Annotated in this window: 12 protein-coding genes; 2 read left to right on the top strand and 10 right to left on the bottom strand. The window is 67.8% G+C overall.

Features of this window, described 5'->3' with window-relative positions:
* Window positions 1–140: 140 nt before the first annotated feature.
* From PSQ39_RS13865 to PSQ39_RS13825, 9 genes are all read right to left on the bottom strand, one after another.
* Window positions 141–830, bottom strand: coding sequence for a GntR family transcriptional regulator (locus PSQ39_RS13865; RefSeq protein WP_273927402.1), 690 nt, complete (start codon window positions 828–830; stop codon window positions 141–143).
* A 21-nt stretch (window positions 831–851) separates the two neighbouring features.
* Window positions 852–2,717: a methyl-accepting chemotaxis protein gene (locus PSQ39_RS13860; RefSeq protein ID WP_273927401.1), complete on the bottom strand. Its 1,866-nt coding sequence runs from the start codon at window positions 2,715–2,717 to the stop codon at window positions 852–854.
* Between the two features lie 118 nt (window positions 2,718–2,835).
* Entirely contained in the window at window positions 2,836–4,119 is a 1,284-nt protein-coding gene (locus tag PSQ39_RS13855; RefSeq protein WP_273927400.1) for a C4-dicarboxylate transporter DctA, read from the bottom strand.
* A gap of 302 nt (window positions 4,120–4,421) precedes the next feature.
* Complete coding sequence (locus tag PSQ39_RS13850; RefSeq protein ID WP_273927399.1) at window positions 4,422–5,162, bottom strand: tyrosine-protein phosphatase; 741 nt, start codon at window positions 5,160–5,162, stop codon at window positions 4,422–4,424.
* Window positions 5,163–5,256: 94 nt separating this feature from the next.
* Window positions 5,257–6,093 (bottom strand): pseudouridine synthase, encoded by an 837-nt coding sequence (locus PSQ39_RS13845; RefSeq protein ID WP_273927398.1) that lies wholly within the window; start codon window positions 6,091–6,093, stop codon window positions 5,257–5,259.
* A complete protein-coding gene (locus PSQ39_RS13840) occupies window positions 6,090–7,337 on the bottom strand; it encodes a M20 family metallopeptidase (RefSeq protein ID WP_273927397.1) in 1,248 nt (415 codons plus the stop codon). The genes PSQ39_RS13845 and PSQ39_RS13840 overlap by 4 nt, the downstream gene beginning before the upstream one ends.
* The gene (gene uraD / locus PSQ39_RS13835; protein ID WP_273927396.1) at window positions 7,334–9,109 is read right to left on the bottom strand and encodes a 2-oxo-4-hydroxy-4-carboxy-5-ureidoimidazoline decarboxylase; all 1,776 of its coding nucleotides are present in this window, start codon (window positions 9,107–9,109) and stop codon (window positions 7,334–7,336) included. The genes PSQ39_RS13840 and uraD overlap by 4 nt, the downstream gene beginning before the upstream one ends.
* A 1-nt stretch (window position 9,110) precedes the next feature.
* Window positions 9,111–10,073: an allantoinase PuuE gene (puuE, locus tag PSQ39_RS13830; RefSeq protein WP_273927395.1), complete on the bottom strand. Its 963-nt coding sequence runs from the start codon at window positions 10,071–10,073 to the stop codon at window positions 9,111–9,113.
* A gap of 18 nt (window positions 10,074–10,091) precedes the next feature.
* On the bottom strand, window positions 10,092–10,757 hold the full coding sequence (locus tag PSQ39_RS13825) for a GntR family transcriptional regulator (RefSeq protein WP_273927394.1): 666 nt from the start codon (window positions 10,755–10,757) through the stop codon (window positions 10,092–10,094).
* 99 nt (window positions 10,758–10,856) lie between these two features.
* Here PSQ39_RS13825 and uraH point away from each other — a divergent pair, with 99 nt between their 5' ends.
* On the top strand, window positions 10,857–11,207 hold the full coding sequence (uraH, locus tag PSQ39_RS13820) for a hydroxyisourate hydrolase (RefSeq protein WP_273927393.1): 351 nt from the start codon (window positions 10,857–10,859) through the stop codon (window positions 11,205–11,207).
* Window positions 11,208–11,221: 14 nt separating this feature from the next.
* Here the strand turns inward: uraH and PSQ39_RS13815 are convergent, their stop codons facing one another.
* Window positions 11,222–11,779, bottom strand: a complete 558-nt coding sequence (locus PSQ39_RS13815) for a hypothetical protein (RefSeq protein WP_273927392.1) — start codon at window positions 11,777–11,779, stop codon at window positions 11,222–11,224.
* 159 nt (window positions 11,780–11,938) lie between these two features.
* Here PSQ39_RS13815 and xdhC point away from each other — a divergent pair, with 159 nt between their 5' ends.
* Window positions 11,939–12,760 carry a xanthine dehydrogenase accessory protein XdhC gene (xdhC, locus tag PSQ39_RS13810; RefSeq protein WP_273927391.1) on the top strand — a complete coding sequence of 274 codons (822 nt, stop codon included), beginning with the start codon at window positions 11,939–11,941 and terminating at the stop codon, window positions 12,758–12,760.
* Window positions 12,761–12,864 lie beyond the last annotated feature (104 nt).

Here is a 12,864-nt window from a genome sequence, read left to right as displayed (position 1 = left end):
GCACATGTTTGTATGTGAAAAGTGTATACACGCCAGGCCGCGGAGGGGTCAGTGAAAACCCGAGCGCCAAAAGCCTGCAAGAAGCAAGCCAGAAATCACCGACCGGCCCAGGCAGAAGCTGGCCGGCGTGATGGGCTGGATCAGCCTGGGCTGCGGGCCAGCGGGCTCAGCGAATCCCGCAGCCGGTCGTGGCTGCGCGGTGTGTCAGGGCGCAAGGCCTCTTCCACATGGCCGATGTGGGCCAGCAGACGGTCGCGCGCCAAGGCCAGATCGCCGGCTTCCAGGGCCTCGACGATGGCCGTGTGCTCGGCGCACGACTGGCTGGCTTCATGGCGCGACTGGTACAGCGAGGCGGCCAGCGTGGTGCGCGCTGTCAGGTCGCGCAGCACGTCGCTGAGGCTGCGGTGGCCCATGCTTTCCGCCAGGCAGACATGGAAGTCGGCCAACAAAAAAGCCCGGGTGGCCGCGTCGGCACCCTCAATGGCGTTTTGCTCGTCCGCGATGTGGGCGCGCAGGCGGCGTGTCAGGGCCTGCAGGGGACGGCCTTCCTCGGCGGCACTGGCCAGGATGCCGGCCTCCACAATGCGGCGTGCCGAAAAAGCGTCGCGCGCTTCTTCCACCGAGGGTTCGATCACGTACCAGCCCCGGCGCGAGCGCACCTCGACAAAGCCGCGCGCTTGCAGCTGCATCAGCGCCTCGCGCACCAGGGTGCGGCTGACGCCAAACAGGTCGGCCAGGTCTTGTTCGCCCAGGCGCTCGCCGGGGGCCAGCTTTTGGGCCAGGATGGATTCGACCACCTGTTGTGCGATTTCAGTCTGGGAGCGGCTCATGGGGTCTTGGATTATCGGGGGTCAGCGCAGGCGAGCTGCGTGGCCGCTCGGTGCCGCAGGGCCTGCCAGCGCGCTGTCTGGCAGGGACGCGTCGCCCAGTTGGAAGGTGCCGACGGCCTGAGCCAAGTGGTGGGCCTGGTCGTTCAGCACCGATGCGGCCGCTGCTGATTCTTCGACCAGGGCCGCATTTTGCTGGGTGGAGCGGTCCATTTCGGCCACCGCCTGGCTGATCTGGCCGATGCCGTTGCTTTGCTCGTGCATGGCGCCGTTGATCTCCCCGATCAGCTGGCTGACGCGGCGGATGCTGCCCATGATGGCGTCCATGGTCTGGCCCACGGCCTGCACCCGCTGGGTGCCGGTGCTGACGCGCTCTTCCGAGGTGCTGATCAGGCCCTTGATTTCCTTGGCGGCCGTGGCGCTGCGTTGCGCCAGGCTGCGCACTTCAGCCGCCACCACGGCAAAGCCTCGGCCGTTTTCACCGGCGCGGGCGGCCTCGACGGCCGCGTTCAGGGCCAGGATGTTGGTCTGGAAGGCAATGCCGTCGATCACACCGATGATGTCGCTGATGCGGGCGGACGACTGGTTGATCTCGTCCATGGTGCTGACGGCGCCGGCCACCACTTCTCCCCCCTTGGCAGCGACCTGGCTGGCTTCGCTGGCCAATTGGGTGGCACGCACCGTGGCTTCGGCCGACTGCTGGACGCTGGCCGTCAGCTGCACCAGGGCGGCAGAGGTCTGCTCCAGGCTGCTGGCCGCGCCCTCGGTGCGGCTGGACAGGTCCTGGTTGCCGTTGCGGATCTCGTCACTGGCCAGGCGCACCGATTCGGCGCCCTGGCGGATCTCGCGCAGGACCAGGGCCATCTTGTCGGCGAAGGTGTTGAAGGAGCGGGCCACCTGGGCCACCTCGTCCCGCCCCGAGATGGGCAGGCGCCGCGTCAGGTCGCCGCCGCCGGAGCTGATGTCGGCCATGGCATCGCGCACCTGGGTCAGTCGGCGGAAGGCTCGGGCTGTGAAGACCGCGCTCAGGGCCGCCGCCAGCAGGGCCAGCACCACGGTGGCCAGCAGCATGCCGCGCGACACCTCGCCCAGGGCCTGGGTGGCGTCGGCTTTGTCGAGCGCCACGATCAGGTACCAGTCGGTGCCCTGGATGGCGCGCGCCTGCATCAGTTTGCTGACGCCGCCAAGTTCAAGCGCCTGCGGGGTGGTGGCGTTGAGCAAATTGGACAGCGAGTCACCGGCCAAGGCGGGCGACAGCTCCGAGGCGGGTTTCAGGGTCATCTTTGGATCGGTGTGGGCCAGCAACTGGCCGCTGCGGGTGACCAGGATGGCCAAGCTGTTGGGGGTCGGGTGCACGGCGTTCACCACCTGGCGCACGCCGTCCAGGGGCACGGCCCCACTGACCACCCCGGCCAGCGTGCCGTCGCGCAGCATCGGTGCGGCAAAGGACACAAAAGCCACCCCGGTCGAGGCGTCGGCGTAGGGCGGCGTGACCACCAGTTTGCCGGCCTGCGCGGCCGCCTTGTACCAGGGGCGCACCGTGGGGTCGTAATTGGCGGGGGTGGTGGTGCTGCTGGAGACGTAAGTCTTGTCCGTCCAGCCCACCGTGGTCACTGGAAAGCCACCGGCCTTGTTCATGTGCAGCACGATGCCCTGCGGGTCGCCATGCTGCACGGCGTTGGCGGCCGCCTGCACGGACGTGGCTTTGGCGGCCACCCACAGGTCGATGGCCATGCCATTGCCTTCGCTGGCCGCGCTCAGTTGCTGCGCTGCGGTCTGGGCAATGCTGGCGCGCAGCAGGACGTAGGTGATGGCGCCTGTGAGGCTCAAGGCCACCACGACCGACAGGGTCGTGATCAGTTGCAGTTTGGTGCGCAGTGAACTCAGCATGGGGATAACTTCGGGGTGGGGGGCGAGCCCATGCGACGGGCTCTGTTGGACGGTCTGCCGGCGCCAGCCTCCCACTGGGGCCCCAGGCCCTGGCGGGCCTGAGGCAGGCAGGACGGGGTCATTGCTCGGCGGCGGTGCCAGGGGCGCGGCCATCCAGCACGGCGTGGGCGCGTTCGCGGTCGATGTCACCTTCCCAGGCAGCGATCGCCACCGTGGCCACGCAGTTGCCGATCAGGTTGCCCAGCGCGCGGGCAATGCCCATGAACCAATCCACCGACAACACCAGCACCAGGCCAATCGCGGGAATGGCTGGAATGGCCTGCAAGGTGGCGGCCAGCACCACGATGGCCGAGCCGGGCACGCCGTGTGCGCCCTTGGAGGTGACCAGCGAGATGGCCAGGATGGCCAGCAGGTCAGCGGTGGAGATCGGCGTGTTGGTGGCTTGGGCGATGAACACCGCGGCCAGCGTGATGTAGATGGAGAAGGCGTCCAGGTTGAAGGAGTAGCCCGTGGGAATGACCAGGCCCACGGTGGAGTCGCGGATGCCCAGCGCCTTGAGCTTGGCCATGATCTGCGGCAGCACGCTGTCCGACGAGGTGGTGGCCAGCACCACCATCAGCTCTTCGCGCAGGTAGCGCAGCAGCTTCCACAGGCTGAAGCCCGAAATCCGCATGATCAAGCCCAGCACCACGCTGACAAAGAAGATCGTGGCGGCGAAGAACAGCGCCACCAGCATGCCCAGTTGCTTGAGCGAGCCAATGCCGTACTTGCCCACGGTGAAGGCAATCGCGCCCAGCACGCCCAGCGGTGCCAGGCGGATCAGCAGGCCCATGGTCTTGAACAGGGCGTGCGACAGGTCCTCAATGGCGCTGGTGATGCGCACGCCTTTGGGGCCCAGCAGGGCCAGGGCACAGCCAAACAAAATGGCCACCAGCAGCACCTGCAGCACGTCGCCAGTGACAAAGCCGCTGAGCGCCGTGGTGGGGATCAGGCGCAGTGCAAATTCGGTGAAGCCGCCGCCGCTGAGCTTGTTGGCGTTGTCCTTGTAGCTGCTCAAGGCCGAGCCGTCCAGCGTGCTGGGGTCGATGTTCATGCCCACGCCAGGCTGGAACACCCAGGCCAGCACCAGGCCGAGCACCAGCGCGATGCCGGTGACCACCTCGAAGTAGATCAAGGCCTTGATGCCCACGCGGCCCACGCGCTTGAGGTCACCCGTACCGGCAATGCCGTGCACCACGACGCCGAACACGATGAAGGGGATCAGCATCTTGATCAGCTTGATGAAGCCGTCGCCCAGGGGCTTGAGCTTCACGGCCTGCTCGGGCCAGACCAGGCCGACGATGACACCAAGGATCAAGGCCAGGACAACCTGGCCAAAAAGGGATTTGAAGAGGCGGGACATGTTGGCTCCGAGGGATGTGAATGTTGTTCTCAAATCTTGTATGCAAGAACTGTAGGCAAATGTCGTGCCCATGGATACAGGGTTTTCACGTGGGGGCTCGGTGCGAAATAGCACCAATTTGGGGTCTGTAGAGCTGTTCTGACTGATTTTGGTGCGCGGGCTGGCCTTTGGCGCCAGAAGGGGGCGGGGCGCCGCAGTGGGGTGAGGCGCCCATGGGCGATGGCGGGCCGCGCAGCCGCCGTCCCCGGGCCTGTTCAGGCCCGGCGGGATCGAGGGTCAGGCCTGTGGATCAGGCCCTGTCGTCAGGCAAGGTAAAGCGATTCGAGCCGGCGCAGTTCGGCCGGGCCCAGGCCCAGGGCTTGGTGCAGGTAGGGCGCGAGGCCGCCGTGGGTCTCGTCAATGGTCTGCAGGGCGGCTTCCAGAAAGCTGGGCTGCACCTGCCAGATCACGCGCAGCACGGCCTCGGGGGCTTCGCTGTGCGGCAGGGCTGGGCGCCGGTAGAGCTGGTTGGTCAGCAGGTAGTCGTGCATCACCACGTCGGGCGCCACGCCCAGCGCCCGCAGGATCAGGGCCGCGGCCAGGCCGGTGCGGTCCTTGCCGGCGGTGCAGTGGAACACCAGGGGTTGGTCGTCTTCCAACAGCAGGGCGAACAGCTGGGCAAAACGGGGCGAGTTGTTCAGCACGAAGTCGCGGTAGGTCTGCTCCATCAAGGCGGCAGCGCCCTCTGGCGTCAAGGTCTGGCCACGGGCCTGCATGTCTTTGGCGCGCTGCACCACGGTGGGCTCGATGGACAGCGCGTGTTGCGTCACCTCGGGCAGGGTGTAGGCCTGGGCCAGGCGCTCGTGTTCGCCCCGAAAGTCCACGGTGCGCCCCACCTGCAGGGCCTGCAGTTGCTCGATGTCGGCGGCGCTGAGTTGGGCCAGGTGATCGGAGCGAAACAGCCGGCGCAGACGCAGGCGGCGTCCGTCCTTGCCCTGGTAGCCGCCCAGGTCGCGGAAGTTGGAAGCCCCAGCCAGGGGGATCGACGGGTTGTGCAGGTTCATGCGGGTGGTGCTGAAGAAAGCCGGAAAGCGGAGCGGCCGCGCGGTGGACGGGCTGCTCAGGCTGGCGCGGGTCGGCGCGGGCCTGCCCTCCATGCTAGCGCTGTGCCCGCTGATCTGTGTGGGGGCTTGTCCCCCAGGTGTCGCTGTCGCGTTGCCAGGGCCAGCGCTGCAACAGCCGCTGCCAGTCTTGCAGATCCGCAGGCGTGTCCTGGCAGGGCGCGTGGCCGGCCAGGCCTGCGGGCGCGAACAGGCCGCTGCTGAACTGCAAGGCCTGACCGTGCACCGGGTGCGGCAGCGTCAGGCTGGCCGCGTGCAGCCACAGCCGGGCCTGGCCCAGGTGATGGGCCCACCAGCGGTTGAGTGGGCCTTTGCCGTGGGTGGCGTCGCCAATGATGGGGTGGGCCAGGTGCTTGAGGTGACGCCGGATCTGGTGGCGCCGGCCGGTCTCGGGCCAGGCCTGCACCAGGGACAGGCGGCTGCTGGGGTAGCGGGGGTCGGCCGGCGCCTCGCCCTCGGTGGGGGCCAGGGCCAGGGTGGCCAGGCGCTCAAAGCGGGTGCGGGCGTCCTGCACCGGGGCATCGGGCGGCGCGTCGTCAGGGCGCAGGGCGTGGTCCACCTCAATCGCCCCAGGGGCCCAGCCGCGCACCAGGGCCAGGTAGTGCTTGCGGGTCAGGTGCTGCTCAAAGGCCTGCGACAGGGCGCGGGCCGCGTCCGAATGCAAGCCCATCACCAGCACGCCGCAGGTGCCTTTGTCCAGGCGGTGCACCGGGAAGACGTGCTGGCCCAGCTGGTCGCGCAAGGTTTGCATGACAAAGCGGGTCTCGCCCGCGTCCAGGCCGGTGCGGTGCACCAGCCAGCCCGCGGGCTTGTAGACGGCCACCAGGTGCTCGTCGCGCCACAGCACCGACAGCGGGGTGGGCGCGAGGTTCAATTCAGCAGGTCGCAGAGGGTGCGGGCAATCACCTTGGTGGCGGCGCGCAGGTCGTCCAGGTCCAGGCGCTCGTCGGCGCGCTTGGCGTGCGATTCGAGCACGGTGCGCGGGCCCGCGCCGTAGATCACGCCGGGAATGCCTTGTTCAACGTACAGGCGCACATCGGTGTAGAGCGGCGTGCCGACCGCGGGCAGGTCCTCGCCCAGCACGGTCTTGGCGTGGGTCTGGATGGCGTCCACCAGGGCCTGGTTGCCGGCCAGTGGGGTCATGGCGCGGGCCAACAGCAGGCGCTTGATTTCCACCGTGATGCCGCTGCGCTCGGCCGCGGCCTGTTCGATCACCTCGCGGATGCGGGCTTCGACTTCGACCGGGTTCTCTTCAGGGATCATGCGGCGGTCCAGCTTGAACATCACCTTGCCGGGCACGACATTGGTGTTGGTGCCGCCTTCGATGCGGCCCACGTTCAGGTAGGGGTGCTTGATGCCCGCCACCTGGGACGTGACCTGCTGGTACAAGGTGTTTTGCGCGTACAGCGCGTTCAGGATGTGCACCGCGCCTTGCAGGGCGTCCACCCCGGTGTGGGGCACGGCAGCGTGGGCCATCTTGCCGTGCACGGTGACTTCCATCTGCAGGCAGCCATTGTGGGCGGTCACCACCTCGTGCGAGAAGCCGGCCGCGATCATCAGGTCAGGCCGGGTCAGGCCCTGGCGCAGCAGCCAGCCGGGGCCGAGTTCGCCGCCAAACTCTTCGTCGTAGGTGAAGTGCAGTTCGACCGCGCCCTGGCTGGGGCGGGCCACGGCCTCGAGGGCGCGCAGCGCGAAGGTGAAGCTGGCGAAGTCGCTCTTGCTGACGGCGGTGGCGCGGCCGTACATCTTGCCGTCGACGATCTCGGCGCCGTAGGGGTCGTGGGTCCAGCCCTCGCCCGGCGGCACCACGTCGCCGTGGGCGTTGAGCGCCACGGTGCGGCCCGAACCGGCGGCCCCAAAGGCGCGTCGCACGATCAGGTTGGTGATGCTTTCCATGCCATAGGCCTGCACTTCGGCGGCGGGCACGGGGTGGCGCTCGGCTTCGTAGCCGAATGCTTGCAGCAGCTCGGCGGTGCGCTCGGCGTGCGGTGCGTTGTTGCCCGGTGGGGTGTCGGTGGGCACGCGCACCAGGGCTTGCAAAAAGCGGACTTCGTCGTCGAAGTGGGCGTCAACCCAGGCGTCCAGGGCGGCGTAGGCGGCGGTGTGGGAAGTGGTCATGGCTGGTCGTTGGCAATTTGATTCAGGACGTGGGAGAAAGTCTGCACCGCGAGTTGCATGTCGTCGTTGGTGGTGGACTCCAGCGGGTTGTGGCTGATACCCGAGTTCTGGCCGCGCACAAACAGCATGGCCTGGGGCATCACCTCGTGAAGCTTCATGGCGTCGTGGCCGGCGCCGCTGGGCAGTCGGAACACGGGCACGCCTTGGGCTTGCACGGCGGCTTCCCAGCGTTGTTGCAAGGCGGGGTCGCTGGGCGCGGCCGAAGCACGCAGGGTTTCTTCGAGGGTGTAGCGCAGGCCACGGCGCTCGCAGAGGGCGGCCAGCTCGGCCAGCACATCGCGCGCCAGGGCGTCGCGTTGCGCGTCCACCGGGGCGCGCAGGTCGAGCGAGAACTGGCAGCGCCCGGGCACCACGTTGATGGAGCCATTGGGCACTTGCAACTGGCCCACGGTGCCCACCGAGTCGGCGTCCTGGGCGGCGCGCTTCTCGACGTACAGCGCCAGCTCGGCCACGGCGGTGGCGGCGTCGCGGCGGCGGTCCATGGGGGTGGTGCCGGCGTGGCTGGCGGTGCCGATCACCTCACCCAGGTAGCGCAGGCTGCCGTTGATGGAGGTGACCACCCCCAGCGGCAGGTCCAGCTCGTTGAGCACTGGGCCCTGCTCGATGTGCACCTCGACAAAGCCCAGGTAGGCCTGGGGGTCGCGTTGCAGTTTGGGGATGTCGTCCACGCACAGGCCGGCGTGTTGCATGGCCTCGCGCATGGTGACGCCATCGGCGTCTTTTTGCTCCAGCCAGGCGGGCTTGAAGTCGCCGATCAGCGCGCCCGAGCCCAGGAAGGTGGCCTTGTAGCGCTGGCCTTCCTCTTCGGCAAAACCGACCACCTCGATGCCAAACGGCAGGCGGCGCTGCGCCTGGGCCAGGGCCTTGACGCAGGCCATGGGCACATAGATGCCCAGGCGACCGTCGTACTTGCCGCCGTTGCGCACGGTGTCGTAGTGCGAACCGGTCAGCAGGCTGCGCGCGCCCGGGGTGGCGGCGTGGTAGCGGCCCACCACATTGCCCACGGCGTCGATGGCCACGTCGTCAAAGCCGCAGTCGCGCATGCCCTGGGCCAGGCGCTGGGCGCAGGCACGGTGGGCATCGGTCAGGTAAGTGACGGTGAGCTGGCCTTTTTCGGCATAGCCCGGGTCGCTGTGCTGGCTGAGTTTTTCATGCCAGTCCCAGACCTCGTTGCCTTGCACAGGCTCGACGCCGAACTTGTCGTTGAGGCGGATCTCGGCGATGCGGTGGATGTTGCGCAAGGCCTCGGCGCGCTCGAAGTCCGGGTGGTTGTGCACACGGCGCTCGAAGGTGTCGATGATCTCCTGGCGCGTCAGGCCCAGACCGCGCGCACCGCGCACCGCCAGGATGAAGGGAAAGCCAAAGCGCGCGTTGTAGTCGCTGTTGAGTTGCTGGATGCGTGCGAACTCGGCCGGGCTGCAGTCGGTCAGACCGGCCTTGCCTTGTTCGTTGGTGGATTCAGCGGTCAGGCTTTGGCTGACCATGGCCTTGCCAGCCAGCTCGGGGTGGGCGCGGATCAGGTCCAGCTGCGCGTCGGCGCTGGATTCGCGCACCACCTGGGCCAGGGCGGCCTTGAGCTGGGCCAGCGACACAAAGGGCCGCTGCGGCAGCACGCGCTCGACGATCCAGGGCGAGTGTTCGTACAAGCCGTCCAGCCACTGCAGGGCTTGGGCCGCCGGGGCGCTGTTGAATTGTTCCAGGGTGAGGGCCATGTCAGCCTGCCTTGTCTTCGGTGAAGGGATGGACCGCCTGCCAGTGGCGGGCGATGTCGATGCGGCGGCACACCCAGACGTGCTCATGGCGCTGGATGTGGTCGAGAAACTTCTGCAAGGCCACCATGCGGCCCGGGCGGCCCAGCAGGCGGCAGTGCATGCCGATGCTCAGCATCTTGGGGCGGTTTTCGCCGTTCGGGTCGCCCTCGGCGTAGAGGCAGTCAAAGCTGTCGCGCAGGTAGGTGAAGAAATCGTCGCCCTGCGAGAAGCCCTGCGGCAGCGAAAAGCGCATGTCGTTGGTGTCCAGGGTGTAGGGCAGCACCAGGTGGGGCACCACGGCGCCGTCGCTGCGCTGCACCTTCATCCAGAACGGCAGGTCGTCGCCGTAGTAGTCGCTGTCGTATTCGAGGCGACCGTCGTCCACCACCAGGCGGCGCGTGCGCGGGCTGTCACGCCCGGTGTACCAGCCGGTGGGTCGCTGACCGGTGAGCTTTTCGATCGCGTCCAGGGCCACGCGCATGTGCTCGCGTTCGGTGGCTTCGTCCACGTTTTGGTAGTGGATCCAGCGCCAGCCGTGGCAGGCGATTTCGTGGCCCAGTTCGACAAAGGCCTGGGTCAGCTCGGGGTGGCGCTGCAAGGCCATGCCGACGCCGAAGATGGTCATGGGCAGACCGCGCTTTTCGAACTCACGCAGGATGCGCCACACGCCGACGCGCGAGCCGTACTCGTAAATGCCTTCCATGCTGAGGTGGCGGTCCGGGAAGCTCGCGGGGTTGAACATCTCGGACAGGAACTGCTCCGAGCCGGCATCGCCGTGCAAGGTGGCGTTCTCGCCGCCCTCTTCGTAGTTCAGCACGAACTGGACCGCGATGCGGGCCTGGCCCGGCCACTGGGCGTGGGGTGGGTTGCGGCCGTAGCCGACCAGGTCGCGGGGGTAGGGCAGGGTGGTGTCGTAAAGGCTCATGGGGGTGGGCTCGCGGGGTCAGGACAAGGCCATGGAGAGGTCGCTGGTGGGCAGCTTGCGGTCAAAGGTGAGGCTGGTTTCGACGTGGGTCAGGTGCTCGTCCATGAGGCGTACGGCCAGGGCTTCGTCGCGCGCCGCCAGGGCTTTGACGATCTCGCCGTGCTCTTCGTGCGAGTGCTCGGCCGCGCTGGCGGACTGGTACATCAAGGTGATCAGCGCGCAGCGCGAGATCAACTCGCCCAGCATCTGGGCCAGCACTTCGTTGCCCATCAGCTCGGCCATGCGCACATGGAAGTCACCCAGCAGCTCGGTGCGGCCCGGCGCGTCGCCCCGGTCCACGGCGGCCTTTTCGCGCGCCACGTGCTCGCGCAAGGCCTTGATCTTGCTTGGGGTGACTTCACGCACAAAAGCGCGCGTCATCTCGGCCTCCAGCATGCGGCGCACGGCAAACACCTGGCGCGCTTCGGTCACCGAGGGGGCGGCGACGAAGGCGCCGCGGGCGGGCTCGAGCCGGATCAGCCGGTTTTGCGACAGCTGGAACAAAGCTTGCCTCACCAGGGTGCGCGAGACGCCGAAGTGGTCCGCCAGTTTTTGTTCGGCCAGCTTGCTGCCGGGCAGCAGCCGGTGTTCGACGATGGCCCGCGTCAGGCTTTCGACGATGAAGTGGGTGGTCGAGGTCTCCATGGCCGCATGATAGCCCCCAATTCAAAAAGTGTATACACTTTTGGTTCACCAAAATCAGGCCCGCCGGGTCTGCGGTTTTAGCCAACTTGAAAGGTCCCCATGGGCTTGAGTACACACGTTCTGGACACCATGCACGGCAGCCCGGCGGCGGGCATGGCGGTGTCGCTGTTCACCACGCAGGGCGACAACGCCACCTTGGTGCGCCGCTTTGTGCTGAATCAGGATGGCCGCTCCGACGGCCCGCTGTACGACAACGCCAGCCTGCGCGTGGGCACTTACCGGCTGGTGTTCGAGGTGGCGGCGTACTTCAAGGCGCGGGGCGTGGACTTGCCCGAGCCGCCGTTTCTGGACCGGGTGACGCTGGACTTTGGCATCGCCCATGCCGACCAGCACTACCACGTGCCGTTGCTGGTCAGCCCCTGGAGCCATTCCACTTACCGCGGCTCCTGAGTTGTGTCAGCGCTTCAGAGCTGCCCTTCGGTGAGGGTGTCGAGCTGGAAGCGCCCGCTTTTGTCCCACAGCCAGGTGTCGGTGTAGACCACCGTGCCCAGGCGCGCCGGCACGGGGTAGGGCGCGGCGCGACGCACCGTGCGTTCGATCTCGCTGATCACCTCCGGCGCGTGTCGTGGCGCCCGCATCCAGTGCAGCTGGCTGACCTGGCCGTGGCGATCGATGTGCACCTGCAACACCCCCACCGCGTACAGCATGGGCGGCAATTTGCCGCTGTACAGGCGATCGCCGTTGAGCTGGTACAGGTGCTTGGCGGCGTCTTGCCGGTAGGCCTTGGCCGTGCTGGCCTGGGACGGCGGCGGCGGGCCGGCGCGCTGGGCGCTGGGGCTGCTGCTGGCGTTCTGGCTGGCGGGGCTCGGGTCGGGCTGGCTGGCCGCGGGCGTGCTGCTGTCAGGCAGCGGGGTGTTGCTGCACGAGGCCAGCAAGGCGGCCCAGAGCGTGGCCACCAGCAGCGGGGGGCGCTGCCACCAGCGGTTGTTCAATAGAGATGAGCGAGTGTTTGGGCCGTTCATGCGCGCATTTTGCCTGCGCCTCCGAGGGCTTCGCCAACGTGGTGCAATTTGTTTCAATCGCCGGCGGGCGCGCGCCGTCCCGGACTCGGACTGAATGAAGGCCCGCATTTCCATCCCCGGTGCCGCGCCGATGCAGGGCACCCAACGCACAATCTGAGCATGACTTTGTTGTCTATTTTTCTTCAACGCCTGGCGCGTGAACCGGCCTGCCTGGTGCGGGTGGTGCACACCCAGGGCTCGGTGCCCCGGGGCGTGGACGCCTGGATGGCGGTCTGGCCCGATGCGGTGCTGGGCACCATTGGCGGGGGGCACCTGGAGCTGGTCGCCCTGCTGGCCGCCCGCCAGGGCCTGGGCCGGGCCGACACCCCCTGGCCTTTGCTGCAACGCCATGCCCTGGGCCCCAGTTTGGGGCAATGCTGCGGCGGGGCGGTGCAGCTGTCGCTGCAGCGGGTCGAGCCCGCTGACGTGGCGCGCCTGCACACCGAGCTGGCACCCCAGGGCTCGCCACTGGCCCTGTTTGGTGGTGGGCATGTGGGCCATGCCCTGGTGCAGGTGTTGGCGCGGCTGCCATTCCAGATCCACTGGATCGACAGCCGCGACGGCATTTTTCCGGCCGAGCTGCCGGAGACGGTGCTGGCCGAGCACTCCGACCCGGTGGCCCAGGCGGTGCAGGACCTGGCGCCCGGTGCTCAGGTGTTGATCATGAGCTTCAGCCATGCCGAGGACTTGGACATCGTCGCTGCCTGCTTGCGCCGCCAGCGCGAGCGCGGTGACCTGCCCTTCGTGGGCCTGATCGGCAGCCGCACCAAGTGGGCCACGTTTCAGCGCCGCTTGCGCGAGCGCGGCTTCACCGACACCGAGCTGGCCCACATCACCTGCCCCATCGGCTTGCCAGGCATCCAGGGCAAGCAGCCGGAGGTGATTGCGGTGTCGGTCGCGGCACAGTTATTGCTGAAGTTGTCCGACTCGGGTAAGCCCTGAGCCGGGGCCGCACCAGCGGCACCAGTGGTTTGCAAAAAGTGTATACACTTCGGCCGAGCCCACGCTTTGGCGTGTGGTTTTTAGCATCAGGTCGCAGCGGAGCT

The organism is Curvibacter microcysteis (assembly GCF_028649455.1).
GTDB classification, from domain to species: Bacteria; Pseudomonadota; Gammaproteobacteria; order Burkholderiales; family Burkholderiaceae_C; genus Curvibacter; species Curvibacter microcysteis.
The sequence above is the reverse complement of the archived record's forward strand: the minus strand, read 5'-3'. Positions and strand labels throughout refer to the sequence as shown.

Excerpts from the sequence above, each read along its gene's own strand:
- PSQ39_RS13865 (WP_273927402.1), bottom strand. The coding sequence starts at position 830 with ATGAGCCGCTCCCAGACTGAAATCGCACAACAGGTGGTCGAATCCATC.
- PSQ39_RS13815 (WP_273927392.1), bottom strand. The coding sequence starts at position 11,779 with ATGAACGGCCCAAACACTCGCTCATCTCTATTGAACAACCGCTGGTGG.
- PSQ39_RS13860 (WP_273927401.1), bottom strand. The coding sequence starts at position 2,717 with ATGCTGAGTTCACTGCGCACCAAACTGCAACTGATCACGACCCTGTCG.
- uraD (WP_273927396.1), bottom strand. The coding sequence starts at position 9,109 with ATGGCCCTCACCCTGGAACAATTCAACAGCGCCCCGGCGGCCCAAGCC.
- PSQ39_RS13840 (WP_273927397.1), bottom strand. The coding sequence starts at position 7,337 with ATGACCACTTCCCACACCGCCGCCTACGCCGCCCTGGACGCCTGGGTT.
- PSQ39_RS13850 (WP_273927399.1), bottom strand. The coding sequence starts at position 5,162 with ATGAACCTGCACAACCCGTCGATCCCCCTGGCTGGGGCTTCCAACTTC.
- PSQ39_RS13855 (WP_273927400.1), bottom strand. The coding sequence starts at position 4,119 with ATGTCCCGCCTCTTCAAATCCCTTTTTGGCCAGGTTGTCCTGGCCTTG.
- uraH (WP_273927393.1), top strand. The coding sequence starts at position 10,857 with ATGGGCTTGAGTACACACGTTCTGGACACCATGCACGGCAGCCCGGCG.
- PSQ39_RS13825 (WP_273927394.1), bottom strand. The coding sequence starts at position 10,757 with ATGGAGACCTCGACCACCCACTTCATCGTCGAAAGCCTGACGCGGGCC.
- xdhC (WP_273927391.1), top strand. The coding sequence starts at position 11,939 with ATGACTTTGTTGTCTATTTTTCTTCAACGCCTGGCGCGTGAACCGGCC.
- puuE (WP_273927395.1), bottom strand. The coding sequence starts at position 10,073 with ATGAGCCTTTACGACACCACCCTGCCCTACCCCCGCGACCTGGTCGGC.